This is a genomic window from Bradyrhizobium sp. BRP19 (assembly GCF_020194195.1).
Classification (GTDB): Bacteria; Pseudomonadota; Alphaproteobacteria; order Rhizobiales; family Xanthobacteraceae; genus Bradyrhizobium; species Bradyrhizobium yuanmingense.
The window spans coordinates 255,630-274,812 of the sequence record NZ_JADYVZ010000008.1; the positions used below are offsets into that span (position 1 = coordinate 255,630).

At 57.4% G+C, this 19,183-nt stretch carries 16 protein-coding genes; 13 read left to right on the forward strand and 3 right to left on the reverse strand.

From position 1 onward, the window contains the following. Positions 1-411: 411 nt before the first annotated feature. The 7 genes from I6F36_RS24420 to I6F36_RS24450 all read left to right on the forward strand — a co-directional run bounded on the left by I6F36_RS24420 (position 412) and on the right by I6F36_RS24450 (position 7,572). Positions 412-1,755, forward strand: coding sequence for an LLM class flavin-dependent oxidoreductase (locus I6F36_RS24420; RefSeq protein ID WP_225172352.1), 1,344 nt, complete (start codon positions 412-414; stop codon positions 1,753-1,755). Positions 1,756-1,792: 37 nt separating this feature from the next. Continuing rightward, entirely contained in the window at positions 1,793-2,608 is an 816-nt protein-coding gene (locus I6F36_RS24425; protein ID WP_225172353.1) for a MetQ/NlpA family ABC transporter substrate-binding protein, read from the forward strand. Positions 2,609-2,644: 36 nt separating this feature from the next. Then, entirely contained in the window at positions 2,645-2,971 is a 327-nt protein-coding gene (locus tag I6F36_RS24430) for a hypothetical protein (RefSeq protein ID WP_225172354.1), read from the forward strand. A 199-nt stretch (positions 2,972-3,170) separates the two neighbouring features. After that, entirely contained in the window at positions 3,171-3,335 is a 165-nt protein-coding gene (locus I6F36_RS24435; protein WP_225172355.1) for a hypothetical protein, read from the forward strand. A gap of 56 nt (positions 3,336-3,391) precedes the next feature. After that, on the forward strand, positions 3,392-3,901 hold the full coding sequence (locus tag I6F36_RS24440) for an Lrp/AsnC family transcriptional regulator (protein ID WP_225172356.1): 510 nt from the start codon (positions 3,392-3,394) through the stop codon (positions 3,899-3,901). A 1,206-nt stretch (positions 3,902-5,107) separates the two neighbouring features. Next, complete coding sequence (locus tag I6F36_RS24445) at positions 5,108-6,730, forward strand: P-loop ATPase, Sll1717 family (RefSeq protein WP_225172357.1); 1,623 nt, start codon at positions 5,108-5,110, stop codon at positions 6,728-6,730. A 23-nt stretch (positions 6,731-6,753) separates the two neighbouring features. Beyond that, positions 6,754-7,572 carry a hypothetical protein gene (locus tag I6F36_RS24450; RefSeq protein WP_225172358.1) on the forward strand — a complete coding sequence of 273 codons (819 nt, stop codon included), beginning with the start codon at positions 6,754-6,756 and terminating at the stop codon, positions 7,570-7,572. A 1,391-nt stretch (positions 7,573-8,963) separates the two neighbouring features. On the opposite strand, the gene I6F36_RS24455 is transcribed toward I6F36_RS24450, so the two are convergent. Both I6F36_RS24455 and I6F36_RS24460 read right to left on the reverse strand, forming a co-directional pair. Beyond that, positions 8,964-9,542, reverse strand: coding sequence for a hypothetical protein (locus I6F36_RS24455; protein ID WP_225172359.1), 579 nt, complete (start codon positions 9,540-9,542; stop codon positions 8,964-8,966). Between the two features lie 1,017 nt (positions 9,543-10,559). Further along, complete coding sequence (locus I6F36_RS24460; RefSeq protein ID WP_225172360.1) at positions 10,560-11,378, reverse strand: outer membrane protein; 819 nt, start codon at positions 11,376-11,378, stop codon at positions 10,560-10,562. Between the two features lie 690 nt (positions 11,379-12,068). Here I6F36_RS24460 and I6F36_RS24465 point away from each other — a divergent pair. The 3 genes from I6F36_RS24465 (at position 12,069) to I6F36_RS24475 (ending at position 14,830) form a co-directional block, all read left to right on the forward strand. Beyond that, on the forward strand, positions 12,069-12,326 hold the full coding sequence (locus tag I6F36_RS24465) for a hypothetical protein (RefSeq protein WP_225172361.1): 258 nt from the start codon (positions 12,069-12,071) through the stop codon (positions 12,324-12,326). 303 nt (positions 12,327-12,629) lie between these two features. Beyond that, positions 12,630-13,088, forward strand: a complete 459-nt coding sequence (locus tag I6F36_RS24470) for a hypothetical protein (protein ID WP_225172362.1) — start codon at positions 12,630-12,632, stop codon at positions 13,086-13,088. 86 nt (positions 13,089-13,174) lie between these two features. Continuing rightward, entirely contained in the window at positions 13,175-14,830 is a 1,656-nt protein-coding gene (locus tag I6F36_RS24475) for a recombinase family protein (RefSeq protein ID WP_225172363.1), read from the forward strand. Between the two features lie 293 nt (positions 14,831-15,123). Here I6F36_RS24475 and I6F36_RS24480 read toward each other — a convergent pair whose 3' ends face one another. Beyond that, positions 15,124-15,495 carry a hypothetical protein gene (locus I6F36_RS24480; protein ID WP_225172364.1) on the reverse strand — a complete coding sequence of 124 codons (372 nt, stop codon included), beginning with the start codon at positions 15,493-15,495 and terminating at the stop codon, positions 15,124-15,126. Between the two features lie 68 nt (positions 15,496-15,563). Here I6F36_RS24480 and I6F36_RS24485 point away from each other — a divergent pair, with 68 nt between their 5' ends. Genes I6F36_RS24485 through I6F36_RS24495 form a run of 3 tightly spaced genes read left to right on the forward strand, consistent with a single transcriptional unit; the run spans position 15,564 to position 18,909 of the window. Continuing rightward, positions 15,564-17,153 (forward strand): recombinase family protein, encoded by a 1,590-nt coding sequence (locus tag I6F36_RS24485; RefSeq protein ID WP_225172365.1) that lies wholly within the window; start codon positions 15,564-15,566, stop codon positions 17,151-17,153. After that, positions 17,131-18,009: a ParB/RepB/Spo0J family partition protein gene (locus I6F36_RS24490; RefSeq protein WP_225172366.1), complete on the forward strand. Its 879-nt coding sequence runs from the start codon at positions 17,131-17,133 to the stop codon at positions 18,007-18,009. The genes I6F36_RS24485 and I6F36_RS24490 overlap by 23 nt, the downstream gene beginning before the upstream one ends. A 3-nt stretch (positions 18,010-18,012) precedes the next feature. After that, positions 18,013-18,909 carry a plasmid partitioning protein RepB C-terminal domain-containing protein gene (locus I6F36_RS24495; RefSeq protein ID WP_225172367.1) on the forward strand — a complete coding sequence of 299 codons (897 nt, stop codon included), beginning with the start codon at positions 18,013-18,015 and terminating at the stop codon, positions 18,907-18,909. Positions 18,910-19,183 lie beyond the last annotated feature (274 nt).

The window sequence follows — 19,183 nt, forward strand, 5'->3', positions numbered from 1 at the left end:
CGATCCTCTTGCGAGACTGCCGTCTGCTCAGACGGCAATCCCGTCTGGCGGGACCTTTCCGTGGAGGCTGCATCGATGCAGCCTGGTGCTCAGTCAGGGAATGCTAGCTCACGGCTTTCGGAAATGGCTTCCAAAAATTGAACAGTGCGGGGAATAGTTGCATTCGCGAAAACAGCGACAGAAAAACGCAGAACCGCTCTTGGCGTAAACCACGGTGTCGCCGCCGCTTCAATGGCCGCCTGGACGCGCGCATCTCCAATCCACTGGGGGTCGCGCCACGTGCGATCTCCACTTGCAGGCTTTCCCGAAAGTTCATGCTCGCATCGAACTCAACAACGCAAATTCATTCCATCGACAATAATGCGAGCACCGACATAGATTTTGCGCAGGCCGCATACGGGGCGTTTCGACATGAGCAATCAACGGCAGCTTGTTCTCAATCTCTTCATCTATCCCGGTGGCCATCACGAAGCCGCGTGGCGCTACAAGGGATCGTCGGCGGAGCGCATTCTCGACATCAGCTATTATCAGGAGCTGGCGCAGCGCGCCGAGGCGAGCAAGTTCGACGCCATCTTCTTTGCCGACGGCCCGGCTCTTGCCGACAATGTCCGCTACGCCCAGCGCTTTCGCTTCGAGCCGATCACCTGGTTGGCGGCGATCGCCGCAGTGACGAAGCGTATTGGCCTGATCGCGACGGCATCGACCACCTATACCGAGCCTTACAATCTCGCGCGTATGTTCGCCTCGCTCGACCATCTGAGCAAGGGCCGGGCCGGCTGGAATATCGTGACGACCAGCGCGCCACAGGCCGCGCAAAACTTTGGATTACCCGAGCACCCGCCTCACCACGAGCGCTACGAGCGCGCCCGCGAATATCTCGACGTGATCTCGCGGCTCTGGGACAGCTGGGAGGACGACGCACTCGTCAACGATCCCGCTTCCGGCGTCTTCGCCGAGACCAGCAAGATCCACACACTCGACCATGTCGGCAAGCATTTTCGGGTTCGCGGCCCGTTGAACATCTCGCGCACGCCGCAGGGCCGGCCGGTCTATGTGCAGGCGGGCTCCTCCGACGATGGTCGCGCCTTCGCCGCGCGCTTTGCGGAAGCGATCTTCACCGCGCACCAGACGCTGGACTCCGCCAAAGCCTTCTACGCGGACATCAAGCGGCAGGCCCGCACCTTCGACCGCGGCCCCGACGAGATCAAGATCCTGCCCGGCATCAGCCCCTTCATCGGCAGCACGCAAGCCGAGGCCGACCGCCTCCAGGACGAGTTCAATGAGCTGATCCAGCCGGAATATTCCCTGACGCAGCTGCGCCAGATGATCGGCGTCGATCTCACCGGCTACGATCTCGACGGCCCGGTGCCGCGCCATCTGATCGACACCGCCAGTGCGCGCGGCGTCGCCAGCCGTTTCAAGCTCGTCGTCGACATCGTCGATCGCGAGAAGCCGACGATCCGCCAGCTCGTCCAGCGCCTAGCCGGCGCACGCGGCCACTGGGTCATTGCCGGCACGCCGGAAAAGATCGCCGACAATATCCAGGCCTGGTTCGAGGGCGGCGCGGCCGACGGCTTCAACGTGATGCCGCCCTGGCTGCCGGGCGGCTTCGATGTCTTTGCCGAGGAGGTCGTCCCGATCCTGCGCAAGCGCGGCTTGTTCCGCGAGGACTATACCGGCACGACGCTGCGCGAGCATTACGGCCTCGCCCGCCCTGCCAGCATCTACTCCAACCAGGTCAAGGCGATCGCCTGACACCGCTCCCCCTCCAAACTGGAAACCGTAAGAAGACATGAAGACCGCATTGTTCCTACTCTCCGGCCTTTTGGCTCTCTCCCCGCTCGCCGCCGGAAACTCCCTGGCGCAGCAGCCCTCGAAGCCCGAGCTGCGAGTCGGTTTCGTGCCAGGTCCGTACATCGACGAGTTCAAGATCGGCGTCGAGCCCGAGCTCAAGAAAAAGGGCTACAAGATCCGCTATGTCGAGTTCTCGACCGGCCTTGAAGCCAACAACGCAGTGTTCAAGTCCGAGATCGATGCCAATGTGATGCAGCACACAATCTTCCTCGAATCCTACAACGAGCGCCAGAAGACCGATCTCGTCGGCATCGTCCACGTTCCGACGCCCCCGATGGGCCTCTATTCGAAGAAGCACCCGCTGGGCACGCCAATCAAACCGGGCTCCAGCGTCGCGGTGCCGAACGATCCCGTCAACCTCCAGCGCGCGCTGTGGGTGCTGCGCGATCTCGGCCTGATCGAGATTCGCGACAGCAAGCCGGTCGATGTCACCGAGCTCGATGTCATCAAGAATCCGGGTGGCATTAAGATCGTGCCGCTCGAGGCCGCACAAGCGCCGCGGGCGCTCGACGATGTCGACTTCGCCGCTGTCCAGGGTAATTTTGCAATCTTCAGCGGTCTGAAGCTGACCAATGCCTTCGCACTGGAGAAGATGACGACGCCCTACATCAACGTGCTCGCAGTAAAGAAGGCCAACGCCCATGCCGAATGGGCCCAGGACATTGTCGCCGCTTACAAATCGCCGACGTTCAAGACGGCGATCCTGGCCGACAGCTTCTATGACGGGTTCACCCTGCCCGACTACATGAAGTGAGGGGATCGCGGAACAGCAGTGACACGGGGCGTCAGCATGTTCGAGTTCACACTGGAATGGACCGGCCTTCGTTCTCCCGTTGAGCGAGCGGCCGACGCGCGAGCGGTAACCGATCGTACCGGCTGGCATGAAGCTTTGATCCTCACGCTGATGCTGCTGATCGCGTTCCTGTTCGTGCTTGGCCTGATGACAAGATCGCACCTGCACGAGCGCGCCGACCGCAGCCTTCTGTATGCATCGTTCGGCAGCATGGGCCTGCCCATGCTGCCATTGGTGTCGGACTCCTGCCGCAGGCCCCTGAACGCCGGTTCCACTGTGCGTCTACAGCACGCCGACGTGCTCGCACTGCTCGCGAATGACTGATCAAACACCTCCGCGCTCCCTACACTGAATGAAAAATGTTCCTTGCGAAAACGCTCCATGGAATTTCCTGCTCGAACCAATGACAGTCTCAGTACGTTCCAATCAAACTGAACGTGGCCAACGGCTGGCGATGTTCAACATGTGACCGCTCATGTTAGCTTTGTCGCGTTCTCGCCCTACAATGTTGTCCGGAGTGAACATGAGCTACGTCATCTCGCTGCATTCAAGTCTCGCCAGCTGGTTCGACCAAGCACGCGAATGGTTCCGGCGCTCGCTGCGGCCCCAGACGGGGGGCCCGAAGGACGATCAGGACGGCAATCGGGACGACCTTTACGAGATCTTCCTGTTCGGGCCCCACGGCTGAAAACCCTGCCCAAGCAGCGCCCCACGAGCTTCCACTGACACAAAGGTAATCAGACAATGACCGACGCTGCGCTGCAGCTCGCCGAGGCCGGCCGTCGCCTCGATGCCATCGACCGCAAGATCCTGACGGTGCTTCAGGAGGACGCCTCGCTGTCGGTGGCGGAGATCGGCGACCGCGTCGGCCTGTCCTCCACACCTTGCTGGAAGCGCATCCAGCGGCTGGAAGCCGACGGTGTGATCCTGAAGCGCGTCGCGCTGGTCGACCAGAACAAGATCGGCCTCGGCCTTTCGGTGTTCGTCTCGGTGGAAAGCTCCGACCATTCCGACGCCTGGCTGAAACGCTTCGCCGCGGCGGTCAGTGCCATGCCGGAGGTGATGGAATTCTACCGCATGGCCGGCGACGTCGACTACATGCTGCGCGTCGTAATCCCGGACATGCCGAGCTACGACGTGTTCTACAAGAAGCTGATCCACGCCGTCCCGCTCAAAAACGTCACCTCGCGTTTCGCGATGGAAAAGATCAAGTCGATCACGGCGCTGCCGGTGCCACCCGTGCCCGCCGACTAGACACGCCAGCAATTGAACCTGTAATTGCTCGAGATGACCGTCTAGCGCGAAAGCGTACCCTTGACTGGATGCTCATGCCGGTGGGCAAAATAATACTAGCTCAGTCTTTTCGCTTGATGGTGAGGTTCGAGCGCGGCGCCTTCTAATGTCGGCTCGCTGGAGTAGAGGGTCGAATTCCGGCTCATAGCCTAGCGAGCTCCAAGCGAGAGAGCTGTCCGCTCGCGAAGACAAGAGCCTTTTGTGGCCGGCATGGATAACGGCGCCACATTGGAGTTCGCAAATCGGATGTTGTGGAACAGACTGATAAGCTTTGCGACCAGCTTATCACTGGAAGATCCGCACGAATAATGAACAAGCATGACAGCGCCGGCTTTAGAAGCAGCGCCTACCACGCAGGCTAAGACATCCTTCCATGAAAGATATCCTGTTGCGGATGGGCCTCGCCTGGCCGTCAGGTTGAGCGGATCGCGAAATAGACCTCGTCCCGCATACGTGAGGCTTCGTCGAACACGCGGCCCAACGTCTTCACTGTACAGACTATCCAGGTTTTCGGCCGACGTGAAGCGGAGAACATCATCTCGGCAAAGGGTGCCGAGCATATCATCCACATGCCGATCGGGCCTCCCTACAGCAATCGAAAGTGAAGGTCCTCCGCAAACAGCGCGAACACCTTTGCGCCGTTTTGGGACAAAAAACGGAAGGCTGTTAGGACACTCCAAAAGAACGACGAGTATTGTGCCGAGCGCCATGTGCACTTGGCCCGCGTAGAGAGCTTGTTGAAAAGGCGGCCGGTATGAGGCCTCGGTCCAGCGTTCGTTGAAGACGGCGGACCTTGGACGAACCGGAATACATCAGCCACGTGTTGAACGAAACTGCCAGGGGCGGACCTTCGTGCAGCAAACAGGCAGGACAGAAAGAAAGTCGGAGATCTTACGGACCTCGCTCACGGTTTTTCTGAGCGTCATTGGAGCGGACGACGGGGTGGCGGCACTACTTCTGAGCAATAAGCGTCCCGCAGCGTATCGGGGAAGCCGACTCCAAGATCTCCAGCGCGCATTACCTGCGCACAGCCCTTGGGAATTCAGCAGCGGTCACTTGCAACCATCAATCGCACTTGCAAATCTAGAAAGTCGGCGACCAACTGATTCGCGGGGACAAATGGCGAAGTCCAGTAAGCGTACAAATCCCATCGTATTGCAAGCTGGAATGTCTATCGGCACGAACGCCGCCGAATTTGACGATGACTTTCTGCTTCCTTGCTTCGTTCATTACCCGCCCGTTGATCTCTGCATGAACGTCGCATCCCGCGGCATGGTGGTCAACGGCCGCACCGGTTCCGGCAAGACCGCCATCCTTAGGTTTATAGGCGCCAAGGTCAGCCACTCGGTTACCATAGATCCTACTGAAATGGCCATGAGCTACGTCACCAACTCCGACGTCCTGAGGTTCCTCCAAGCCATCGGCGCGGATCTGGACCTGACGTTTCAGGTCCTGTGGAAGCATGTACTCTGCATTGAGTTCATCCGCCTGCGTTTCAATGTTGAGAATGAAACCGCGTCCAAAGGTGTCTTCGACCGTATATTGGACCGGTTCTCACGGGATGACCGGAAAAAGCGCTCCATCAATTACCTGAAAAATTGGGAGGGTAAATTCTGGATCACGATGGACCAGAACATCAAGGAGCTGACCGAGAAGGTTGAAAATCAAGTTAAGGCGGAGATCGGCGGAGAGATCGAGAAATTCAAAGCAGGAGGACAATATGAAAAGCGCCTAAGCGCGGACAAAAAATCCGAGTTCGTCCACCGCGTACGGAAGATAATTCATGCCGATCAGCTGGCAGAACTGGCTGGGGTCATTGACATTCTTGCCGAGTTGGAGCGAGAGGAAAAGAAGGTCTTCGACGAGACCAGCTACTACATAATGATCGATCGGCTCGACGAGAACTGGGTGGACGTTTCCATTCGTTTTAAACTGATCCGCGCCCTCATCGAGACACTCAAGTCATTCCGCCGGATAACCGCACTCAAAATCTTGGTTTCGTTGCGATCCGACGTGCTGGAGCGCGTCATCCAAGAGACCAAGGACATTAGCTTCCAGCGCGAGAAACTAGACGACTATTTCGTTCACCTCAAATGGAATAAGCCCCTTCTTCGCGAGCTAATCGACAGTCGCGTTCAGAAACTGTTTCGCAAGCAGTACACTCAAGCTCCCATCTATTTCGATGACGTGTTTCCGTACAATGTGGGGAACACGCATCCATTCGACTATATGGTAGAGCGCACACTCATGCGGCCTCGCGACATCATCGCATTCGTCAATGAATGCCTAAAGGCTGCTGAAGGAAGTTACGAGGTGACGGGCGCTACTATCCGCAAAGCGGAGATCGAATTCTCCCGCATCAGACGCGACGCACTGGAGCAGGAGTGGTCGAGTGCCTTTCCCACAATCCGCCGCCTGCTAGACTTCATTGGCCAAAAGCAAAAGCCAATTGTTACCCTCACAGAGCTCGCCGAAGGCAAAGACGCGGATGATCTCGCGCTAGCGATCTTCTCCGATGAAAAAATGGAACGAGACCCGCTTCACGAGGCGGCCAAAACGCACTGCGACAAAGCTCCCCCAACGGCTTTTGAGTTTCTGAAGGAGATAGCGGGCATTCTATACCGAGTCGGAGCTGTCGGAGTGAAACTGAGGAACGGAACCAGGTATCTGTACTCTCACATTGACGAGCCGCTGCTGCCCCTAGCTCAGATCACCGATGACACTCGGATTAGAATCCATCCCATGTTGTGGGGTTCCTTCCGCATTCAGATCCGGCACGACGCTCCTTAGCGCTCGCCACAGTGAGAATTGAAATGGATGAACCTGACCTTGGCGGCGAGTTTGGCGACCTCTTCCCTGAAAAACTTTTCTTTAAGACTCCCCTATATGATGCTCTCCCACTTACGGAGCATGGCTTAGATCAACTGTTTGACGACGAGCTAAGGCTCGATGGGTTTTGTTCCAGGTGCGGAGAGCGCCGGACGTTCCGCAAGTCGGCAGGAAGACTGCCTTTGGATTTCAGTTTTCCCACTTCGAGCGCTACTGGCGAATTTGCAATACGCTGTACCCGCTTCAATTCGCACCGCGTTGTGTTCTACTATTTGATTGAAAAGGAGGCGATTCAGAAAATCGGACAGTTTCCATCGTTCGCCGACATCGCTATTGATGAGAGCAAGGACTATTCAAAGCTACTGAATCGTGCAGATCGGGCTGAATTCCACAAAGCGATAGGTCTGGCTTCCCACGGTGTGGGGATCGGCGCGTTCGTCTACCTACGTCGAATTTTTGAGCGACTCATCCAATCGAGATTCTTCGAGTATAAGGATCTTGAGGGCTGGGACGAGACTGCGTTTAGAGCAGCCAGGATGGGCGACAAAATTGAGATGCTGAAAGATCATCTCCCGCAGTTCCTAGTCGAAAACAGGCGCATCTACTCTATCGTGAGCCTCGGTGTTCATCAGCTCAGCGAGAACGAGTGCCTTAAATTTTTCCCGATACTAAAGGCTTCGACCATCTTCATTCTCGAAGAGGACATGCAGAAAAAGCAAAGATTGGCAGAAGAGTCACGCGTCAGGAGAGCCATCGCAGAATTCAAGCCCCCAAAGGAGGAAGAAGAACCTGACGCCCCCTGACTCTGACCGCTCTATCCCGTTAATCGGCATAGAACGTCGGCGCAATCCACGTCGCCTTCAGCTTGCTGATGGCCTTCGCGAGCTTCTGCTGCGGGCCGACCACGGTATCGAGCGACTTGCGGATCTGGCTTAACGTCCGGCTGCAGCCCTTGCCGGATCACCGATACGAAACTTCGAACCCGCTTTGATCTTTCCGACTCCCGTCGTCTTGTCCCGGCTCAACTCAATAACGGTATCGACATTTGCTTGCAGCGCGCCGCTACAGCGCACGCCCTCCCCGGACTTCGTGGGGTGGGCTAGGCGGCGCGGCTCCCTACATCTTGCTTATCGCATCCATACTGCTTCTCGTGTTGTTCCTGGTATCAAGTTTTGAGGCGATAACGCTATGGGATGGAAAACTCACAGCAGAGCGTTTGCGGAAAATCGAGAAGGAGAAAGGCGAAGCCGCAAACGCGGCTTCTTGAACAAGGAACGGCGCGCAGCGAAGGAAACCTATTCCGCCACGCGCCTTACGCTAATAGTTCAGTCTGTATTCGTCCGTCTGTTATCTCCCGACTCAACCAACTCACCGGCTTCCACCAACTTCGCCAAGAGCCGAGGGACGGCCGTGCGCTCTTTAAGCTCGCCCAGGCCGCTCCGCTTCCGGTCGATGTTCAATGCCTCCAATACGTCCTTCGAGGCCAGCCCGATCTCCTCGACGGGATCGCCCGGCTCGCCCGCGATGCTTCCTGCCCGCTCCCGAACGACCCGCAGCGTCGCTGCGAGCTTGTCGGACGGCTCGTCGGGGGCACCGCCAGCGCATCATCGGCCCTCGGTCGAACCGACCGAGGGCCGATCCGCCGCCAGGACGACACTAATCTCGTCTCCGTCTTCATCTACTCCAACGCAGTGGGACTTCAGCCGGTAATAGAAGTTTACCTTTCCCGACCTTGTCCATGAAGACCAGGTCTTTTCCCTTCTTTCTTGCCTAGGTTCTGGATCCAGTCTTCGGGACGCTCTCCATTCTTGAGGATGCTCGAAAGCACCACGCCATCAGAAGGACTCGGGGCGGACGCAACAACAAGGTCTTGGGACAACCACAGATCCATGCTGCGTGGAGCCGCCGCGAGAGCTGTGGTCTAAACGGGAATTCAGTGGATAGCCTGAACTCATCGGGTGGCAACCGTGAGCCACGAGGGCCTCACTCACTATAGACTCCATGACACGGTTATAGCGAGGGAGTGACTAAGGAGCACTGACCCAGCAACTCTTCGTTCACTGGATCGACATCAATACCGAAGTGAGTCTAATCAAACACTTAGCTGTTATTGAAAATCGAGCGAGATTCGCTATGATTCACGCGCTCAATAGGCGAACAGTCGGGGGCTTCCGAACCGATTGCTTTCAGCAATCTAGCCTATTGGGCCGCGCCTCTTAGGAATGACATTCCAGACCGATAGCGTTCTGCCGTTGTCGTAGTTGTTGTGGATGTCCTTGATGCCCAGCTTGTCGAGAGCATAGTGGGACAATTCTTTCTTAGCCTCCGAAGCACTTGGACGAAGGTGCCTGTCATTCTTGATTGCAGTAAGCGCTCCCATAGTCACGTCCAATAGTTGAAGCACCAGTTCGCGCTTCGAGTCTGCGCATGAAATATCCTGAACGCACTCAGGATGCGCACCGTATCGCCGCCGGCCTTCGGCAACCAACGCACCTTTGAAATTGATGAGCTCCTCAGTACAGCCGCCGTTATCGGGCCGGATCAACATCTTAAACTCAGTCCCGTAGTGGCGGATCGCTCGATGCAGAAGCAACTGATAGAACATCTTACTTACCGTATCGAATTGCCGCCTTGGCCCATCGTGATCGTAGACTGAGAAGTCTGCAAAGCGGATGTGAAAATGCGCCAGCCTTTCTTCGACGAGCCGCGCGAGGCAATCGACCAACGACTTACGATTTGCGAGATTCCATTTCTTTGTCGTTTGCCACTTCACTTCTTCCTCGCGATAGCGAGCCCTCAGGGGGCGGCACCGCAGCAATGCGCGTCAATATTTCGCTGAGATTCCTTCGCGGGACGGCTAGAGCGGCCACGGCCATTTTTTCTTCGCATTCCAAAAACGAAGACTCGTCACAGAAGTAAATCAGCTCTTTGTTCAAGGGAGCGGGCGGGGGGAATAACGCCATACGATGTGTCTAGACAGGTGTCAGGCCGCGGCTTGCATTACTCAGTGCGCTAATGAGATTCTCGGAAATCGTGATCGGGTGAGTTACGCGACCTACCCGAGTCGTGGAACCTGCAATAGGCCTCAGCGTGTACCCGCCCTCGCGACGCAAACTTGGGTGAGGGGAACGGATTCAAACCGCCGCGCAGTCAAGCCGTTGATTTTCCAAGAACTCCCGTACTAGACCGATTTTGCGGGTTCAAAGATTCGGAGAAAATTCGGTTCTCCGGCTTCATTCAGGCCCTTGTTGGATGACCGGTGGGAGCTCTCCGCCCGCGAAAAAGCGGGAAAACGGCCGAGTTTCTGGCTTGTCTGCAACTCCAAGTACGAGATCATTTCTGCCGGATGGCGGAGGGAGAGAATCTCGAAAGAAAATTGCTCTCTCGCTCTCTTTCAGGTTCTCTCCATAGGGTGCTGAAAAGTTCAGCACTATCGATTTCGAATCCCTGCTCATGCTAACGGCCCGGGCGATCAACTGGGCGGAAGGTTTCGTCCAGGCAGGAGCGATTCTATGCTGATGACGAAGGAAGGACGGCCGGCCGGTGCCATTCACTAGTGCGAGCAGCACGAGGGGCAAAGACCGAGGCGATCCGCACGCGCCGTGAACCCGCTCTCGAATTGGCTCGAGAGCATCCTCCGGCAGAGATTGCGCCGGAGGATGCCGCCACGGCGATCGCCGACTTTCGCGATGGAATCGGCGATGCTTGTCCCGAGTGCCTGCCTGAGGGTTAAGGCTGCTGCCTTTGGAGGGGGGACTAATGCCCCTTTCCTAAATTTCTTATCCACTCACTAGAAGCGATAGTTCACACCGAGGCGGGCGATGTCGAAGCTCGGCTTGATGTCGACGTGTGTTGTTATGACGCCGGTCAATCCGGCCGGCGATTGTAGCGAGCCGGTCAAATTGTAGCCCTTGGTGCCAAAGCCCATGTGCAGATACTCGCCTTTGATCGACCAGCCTGCTCCCAAAGCATATTCCAATCCGCCTCCGACCGCATACCCGATCAGGACGGAGCTGTCTGAAGCACTCATAGAGCCCAGCGGTCCCAAGGTCGGGGGGAAAAGGGCTGTGACAATGCTGCCCGTGGCGCTGGAACTCACTTTAATGTCGGCTAACGCAAGTCCGCCAGTCGCGTAGACCAACGCCGGCCCGAACGCATAGCCCACCCGGCCGCGAAAGGTCGCATACCAGCTTGTCTCGATGGAAGTGCTGCCGCTGAAGTTGCCGCCGATGAAGACGGGAACTGCAATAGCCGAGGTGGCCGTGCCTGCCTTCGAGTTGAGATACTGCCAGTCGGCCTCGACGCCGAGCACTGTCTGTTCGAGCTGCCAATTGTATCCGGCTTGCAGACCTGCAGTGACTCCATTGCCATTCCGAGATTCAACGTTGAAGCCATAGATACCCGAACCGCCATTCGAGTTCACGATCGTACCGGTGGCGTTCGACGCGTCATAGCGGCCCCACCCATATCCAACGTTGCCGCCGACATACAGTCCCGTCCAGGTGCCTACCTGAGTGGGTGGCATACGGACGGGCGCAAGATCCGCTGCTTGGGCCGTAACTGAGTGGAGAGCAACCGTTGACAGCAACGACAGTACAAACTTGTTCATTTAGTCCCTCTTCTTCTGAGTCGCATGGCGACGCGCCAACCCTGAAACACAACAAGCGTTAGCAAAGAGAGATAGAATTGGCGAGCTGAAGCAGCCAATGATTGTCACCAAGGAAACCGAGCCGCCACGTCCCTCGCCCTTGAGTTCCGAGAACCACGCTCAATAGACGTGTTCTTGAACAAGCGATGGTTGAGACCGGAGAGCCGTCCTTCAAGATCCCGCGGCGGTGAGTCGCTGCAAGAATAGGGTGGCCGCCGCTCCTTCCAGTATGCTCATCGCTCACTTGGGTTAGAGCTCCTCACCTCGGAAGCTGCGCGAGAGGCCCATAGAGTGGACTTGGGACCAAGTTCGGGCTCGCGCGGCCCCGATGACCGGGTGCCGGTCCGCGAAGCCTAAATGGTCCGGAGAGACTGGGTACAGACCAGCAACTTGGGCTGGTCGCCGGGTATCCCCCAGAGCGCCCGCTCCTCAAAACTAGCGCCGCCCCTTGATCTCGCGCACCAGTTGCGCTTGGATATGTCCGTTTGGGGGGAAGAAATGCGTCGGCTGAGTTTTGCCATACTCTGTGTGGCACTAGGGGGATGTTACGCAACAGGCGCAGATGTACGCGCCAAGCTAGGCCAAGATTACGTCGGGCAGAATGTTGATGCTCTTGCCGTTCGGTGGGGGCCACCGGCCAGCAGCTTCAAGATGAATAGCGGCGATACTGCGTATAGCTGGCAACTGGCGTCTGGGAGTTCGTTTTCGGTTTCCCGTGATGGCCAATCGAGCGCATCAGGAAGTTCGCTGCCGTACGCTTGCAAGGTCAACGTCGTTGCGGCGCCGAACGGAACGATCAAGAGTCTCGATACCGAGGACAAGGACAAAAGCCTCTATTACGGGCCCATCCCTACAGGTGTCCAGCTTGGCAGCGTTTGCGCAGAGCAACTTGGAATGAAGCAGCAGTAGTGCCGCGCTGTGGAGCTAGCGTAGTTTGTCGGTCGCGATGTGGAGCGTCCAAGGTGATTTCCAAGGTTGTTTCACTATTCATCATCGTGCAACTCTTCCATGCCCCGTCGGCACTCGCAGCCTGCGGAGACAATGGAGGTCCGGGCTACCGAAACCAATCTGGAAAGTGTGTCGGTTGGGAAGCGCTTGCGCGCCAGTGCGGAAACCCGCCCTCAACGAAGTGTACGCCTGAACGGGTCGCTGAGGAGTCCGGAGATGCTGCGGCGAAAGGGGCAGCCATTCGGACGTTAATGGATCGCTCACATGATACGAAAAAGAAGCCGACCAATCCTTGAGGCGCGAAGCCTCGGTCTCATCACATTCCGTGCGGCTGCACTCACCGCTACGATGTCCCTGCTCGCTGTCCCGACCCTTGCTGCAATCGATCAAACGATCCGCCCGAGCTACATCCGTCAAACCGGAGGCGACATTGATCAGTGGCAGCGGATCCCGCTTCGATCCGAGCAGCGGTTTTCACGTAGGGCGTCACAAATCAAAGTCGCTATTCAAACGCGCGGCCCAAGCATGCAAGGGCTCATCCGCATTCCCGGTGCACCAGCTTCCAACTTTGACACGGGGGCGGGCCTGACCATGGTTGACTTGATCAATACTCGAGACGAGACGAGCGGCTATTCCGAGATTGTAGCCTTGGAAATCCTATTTACGCAGAGCGCCCTTGGACAATCATACGAAGCGTATGTAGCGGAGGCTGCTGCCAACTAGCAGCCGCCTCCCAAATTGCGCTTGAATGTTCGTGAACGCGGAAGTTCGATTTCGTGCGGGCGGGGCGGGCTAAATGGAGGTGGCGAATGAGCAATGCGCTCGTCGTTCACAAGGCTCACCTGCCGAAGGCTCTTCTCGGCGTTAGAGCGGCTCAGTACGTCAGAATGTCTACTGAGATGCAGCACTACTCAATTCAGAACCAGGCTGCGGTGATCGCCGCTTACGCGCACGCTCACAATCTCACTCTTGTGCGCACCTACAAGGACGAAGGTGAGAGCGGATTGCTCATTAAGAACCGGCCAGGCCTCCTTCAGTTGATGGAGGACGTCGAAAACGGGCACGCCGACTTTGGTCACCTCCTCGTCTATGACGTAAGTCGATGGGGCCGCTTCCAAGACGTAGATGAGAGCGCGCACTATGAGTTCATGTGCAAGCGAGCGGGCATCAAGGTCTCATACTGCGCTGAGCAGTTCGACAATGACGGCACCATGTTGGCCAGCATCGTCAAGAACATCAAAAGAGTGATGGCGGCGGAGTACAGCCGCGAGCTTTCAGTCAAAGTCTACGCGGGTCAATGCCGCTTTGCTCGTCTAGGTTACAAGCCGTGCGGCAAACTGGGCTATGGATTGGTGCGGGAGCTTGTTGATGAGAACGAGCAATCGAAGGGCGTTCTGAAGAGGGGGCAGCGAAAGTATCTCGCCGCTGATCACGTTCGAGTACGGCCCGGCGACCCGCGAGAGGTGGCCACCGTAAGGTGGGTATTCAAGCGCTTCCTTGAGGTGAAGTGTGAAACAGTCGTGGCGTGGGAGCTGAACAGAAGGAACGTGCCGACTCGTCCGGGGACACCGTGGACGCGCGTGATGGTAGGGGCCATTCTCCGGGACGAAAGCTACATAGGCAATTTGGTCTTCAATAGGCGATCATGCAAGCTGCGCCAAACTCGAACAAGCAATCCTCCCGAACAGTGGATCCGCGCCGAGGGTTGCCTTGAGCCAATTGTTGACCGCGCAACCTTCGCGAAGGTCGCCAAGTTCATTCGCGAGCGGCGGGTTGATCTTACGGAAGAGGAGATGCTCGTTCGCTTGCGGCGAACCCTGCTTAAAGAGGGGAAGCTGAGTGTGGGCATCATAGACCGTACACCGGGCTTACCGTGCGTGGCCACGTGTCAGGTCCATTTCGGCAGCATGCGCAACCTATATCGATTGCTCGGCTATACTCCCAAGCGAAACTACGAATTTCTAGAGTCGAGGCCTATTTGGTCCGAGCTCAAGACAAGGCTCGCTTCTCGCATTGAAGCCGCCGTTCGAAAGGCGGGTTGTCGGACGAGCACTGGCGGCTGGACAGATTCGCTCCGCGTGAATGGCTCTTTTTGCGTTTCGATTAGAGCTGCGCGCTGGACGCCGGGAATGGAGGAGACCCATTCGCCACATTGGACCATTCAATGCGATACGCATGTGCCCGCTGGGTGGATTGCTGCCATCAGGCTAGCAGCGCACAACAAGGACGTGCTTGATTACGTGTTGCTGCCGACCGATGGGAAAGTGAAAAGAACAATTAGATTCTCTGACAGAGCCCGCGAACGCCGAGACATCACCTGTTTCAAAAGCCCTGACTTGCTCGTTCGAGCGCTCATCCGGCGGATAACCAGGCAAGCCCGTGCCTTCCGACCCAAGTTATCACCGCCGAGCAAACAGCCGAAAGCAGGCCTGTCCAGAACCAAGCACGGCCGCGCGCGGCACTAATTGATCGAAGGTAGAGGAATGCGCCGAGTATTGTTCCGTAGTTCCTTCGGAAGTCCCCATTGAGTTTCGCGATTTTAGATAACTCAGTAGATGCTTCGACTTCATCAGCCATGCCGCTGGTTCCTTTCAATCGGTGAGCCAGCGCCTTATAAACCACTGTTTTGCCCGACGGCGCAAGCAGTGTTTCGTATTTTACGAATTTTTCGATCTTCGCACGACGGCCCTGCTTTCAGCTGCGTTGTGGATTGCGCCCCTAGAACTGGATCCAACTAGAGGGACGGGTCTCGGGAGCTTTACGGGGCGTGTCTGTCCTGGATCTCGATAACTTCCGAGAGCAGATCAGCTGTGACTTGCAAGCTGTTCCTCACCTCCTCGAGCCTTCGGCTGCATAGCAATGCGGGACGGTGCGATAGCCTCAAGACGAACTCGAACACCCGATCCGAGTTGCGCATGAGCTGCAACAGATGCTCGCCGCTTGGACCGTTCGAGCCCGAAAGCCAATTCTTAGCTGTTCTTTCGTTGGCGCCCGTCCATCGCATCAACGTCTTATGCGCTTGATGCGAGTTGCCAAGCTCGGACTTGAGGACATCGGCAATCAAGCTTGCATATGTCGACGAGGCCGGCACGTCCTCAGCTAGAAACTTCTTGCCCGTTTTCGGAAACATGTTTCCCCCCGAGCTAAGTTATAGTTTCAAGGACTTGGCCATACATTCTTGACGCTAGTGGGGCGACGATGTTGCAGGACACGTCTCATTCAGACGCTGAACTCGAGACCCGGGCCGGCAAACCTGCTGCCGAGTACGTTCGGATGTCGACCGACCATCAGCAATATTCGACGGCGAACCAGTCACAAGCTATTCGCGAGTACGCTGCACGTCACGGCTTTCGGATTGAAAAGACCTATGAGGATAGTGGCAAGAGTGGCCTCAATCTCGACGATCGCCAGGCTCTCAAGCAGCTCATCGAGGATGTCCAGAATGGCACCGCCGAATTCGCGACCATCCTCGTCTACGACGTCAGTCGCTGGGGGCGCTTCCAAGATGCCGATGAAAGTGCCTATTATGAATACATTTGCAAGCGGGCCGGTATCTCAGTTCGTTACTGCGCCGAACAATTTGAGAATGACGGGAGCCCGGTCTCAACCATCGTCAAAGGCGTCAAGCGCGCGATGGCGGGTGAGTACAGCCGGGAACTGTCCGTAAAGGTCTTTGCCGGGCAACGGCGGCTGATCGAGCTTGGCTATCGCCAGGGCGGGCCGGCGGGATACGGGTTGAGGCGGCAACTGATTGATCAGAATGGCATCGCCAAAGCCGAGCTGGTCCGGGGCGAACACAAAAGCATCCAAACGGATCGGATTGTGCTCATCCCAGGCCCCGAGCAAGAAATCGAGACGATCCGCTTCATTTACGAGGCCTTTGTCGCGCAAGGTAAGAGCGAACGGGAAATCGCGGATTGCCTCAACACCAAAGGCATCACCACCGATCTTGGTCGGTCCTGGACGAGAGCCACCGTCCACCAAATTCTGATCAACGAAAAGTACATCGGCAACAATGTGTGGAATAGATGCTCGTGCAAGCTCAAGGGTCGGCGGGTCTATAATCCGCCCGAGCGCTGGATCCGCCACGACCAGGCCTTTGAGCCCATCGTTGATGAGGACACATTCAGATCCGCGCAAGCCATCATTTCCGAACGCTGCAAGCGCTACTCTGACGAGGAACTTCTCGACGTGCTGCGCGGCCTCTTGGAGCAGCACGGCTATCTCTCCGGGATCATCATCGATGAACTTGAGGTTGGGCCGTCCAGCAGCGCCTACCGCAGTCGCTTCGGCAGTCTAATCCGGGCTTACGAACTTATCGGCTTCAGTCCGGATCGGGACTATCGCTATATCGAGATCAATCGCGCCCTGCGTCGGATGTACCCCGACTTCATCACAGCAACGATACGCGGCATCGAAGAGATTGGGGGATCGGTCCGCCAGAACCCCGAAACTGACCTCCTCACCGTCAATGACGAGTTTACCGCTTCTCTCTGCCTGGTCCGATCCCAGGAGACCATGGCGGGGTCCTACCGGTGGAAAATCCGCTTTGATGCGGGCCTGCGGCCCGACATCACGGTGGCAATCCGGATGAACCAGATGAACAGCGCTGTGCTCGACTATTACCTCTTGCCCCGGTTCGAAATGGAAGCAGAACAAGTGGCTCTCGCCGAACATAATGGCTTGGCACTCGATGCCTATCGTTTCGAGACGCTGGACATGCTGTTTGAACTTGCTGCGCGGTCGCAATTGATGGAGGTCAGCTATGGGATCGGCCCAATCCATTGAGATCATTCCAGTCGGAGCCATCGATGTGGTCAATCCGCGGGCCCGCAATCGCCGGATTTTCAAGGAGATTGTGACCAGCGTCGCCGAACTCGGCCTGAAGCGGCCGATCACGGTCAAACGGAAGGGCTGCGAAGGTGAACCCCGTTATGATCTGGTTTGCGGCCAGGGGCGGCTGGAGGCCTATCAAGCGCTTGGGCAGCGAGAAATCCCCGCAGTGGTCGTCGATGCCACGAATGAAGACAGCGCCATCATGAGCCTGGTCGAAAACTGCGCCCGGCGGCAACACCGCGCCATCGACCTGTTGCATGACATCGAGGGGCTGCGTGGGCGGGGCTATGAATTCGATGACATCGCCCGCAAGACTGGCCTCAGCATCGAGTACGTCAAAGGCGTCAGCAGTCTGTTGGAAAGCGGCGAGCACCGGCTGCTGCGCGCCGTTGAGGCGGGACAGATGCCGGTCAGCATTGCTGTCATGATCTCGCAAGCACAGGATAGCGAGATCCAATCCGTACTGCAGCAGGCCTACGAGGAACGCCTGCTGCGAGGCCAAAAGCTGCTTGCGGCCAAAAAGCTGATCGAGCAACGCCGGCGACGTGGAAAAGGCTACAAGACCGGACCACGACGAGCCGATGGGGCGCCGCTGAGCTCGAACGCGCTCTTGCGCGCCTATCGGCAAGACGTCGACCGCAAGCGCGTGCTGATCCGCAAATCCAACAGCACCAAGGCGCGCCTGATCTTTATCCTGGAGGCGCTGCGCAAGCTCCTGGTTGAGCCGGAATTTCTCTCGATTCTAGGAGACGAAAAGCTCGATACATTGCCCAAGAACCTCGCGCTGCGGCTGCATGGGCAGGCTTAAGTCATGGCACGCCGTCCCCATATTTCGGTGCGGATGGGCTTTGAGGAACGGACCGCCACAGTCAGACTGGCCGATATCCAGCCTTTAAAGCTGGTGTCCGAGGAGGTGAAGCGTTCGCCCAAGTACCGGCAGATCGCAGCCTCGGTCGGCGAGATCGGGCTGGTCGAACCGCCGGTGGTGGCGCGCAGCCGCGACCATTCTGGCAAATTCCTGCTCCTGGACGGCCATTTGCGCCTGGAAGTCTTGCGAGACCGCGGGCTGCTCGAAGTCGAATGCCTGATCTCGACGGAAGATGAGGCCTTCACCTACAACAAGCGCGTCAACCGCATCGCGATCATCCAAGAGCACCGCATGATCCTAAAGGCGATCGAGAACGGGGTGTCGGAGGGGCGGATTGCCAAGGCGCTCAACGTCGACGTCGCCAGCATTCGCAAGCGCCGCAAACTGCTCGACGGCATCTGCGCTGAAGCCGTCGATCTGCTCAAAGAAAAGCATCTGACCCTCAACTCCTTCTCTGAGCTGCGCAAGCTCGCGCCCTTGAGGCAAATTGAAGCCGCCGAGCTCATGATCGCGATGAACAATTTTTCCAACAGCTATGTGCGATCGCTGGTGGCGGCGACCCCGCGCAATCAGCTGGCGGCCGGCTACACCCCGCGCACGCCGAAAGGCCTGTCCGATGAGCAATTGTCGTTGATGGAGCGGGAATCGGCCTCACTCGCCCGCGAATTCAAGGTGGCCGAACAGACCTACGGCACCGACCACCTCGATCTGGTGCTCGCGGTCGGCTATGTCTCAAAACTGCTGCGCAACGGCAGAGTGGTCGGCTATCTCGCCAAGCACTTTCAGGAATTGCTGTTTGAATTCCAGCGCATCACCGAATCCGAGGCCAATGCGGCCTAAAGCCCTCGGGCGCAACTTAAATCGAGTTGGCGACATTCGCGTATGCGTTGTTATGGAAGAGTTAGCCGCAAGCTCCCGCTCCCGTTGCAGGCCGATTAGCTGCGCGGATTAGATCGGATCGCGGGCAGCACAAGCGACCGCCGCTTCAACCGCGGGAGCGCAATGGTCAAGGGCTCCAAGTCATGGAACCCGTCGCCTTTTTGCGGCTTGCTGCGCCGGGACGGCGATATCGCTCCGGTTGCTCGCGGCTCGGATCGGCCGTTCTGCGCGCATA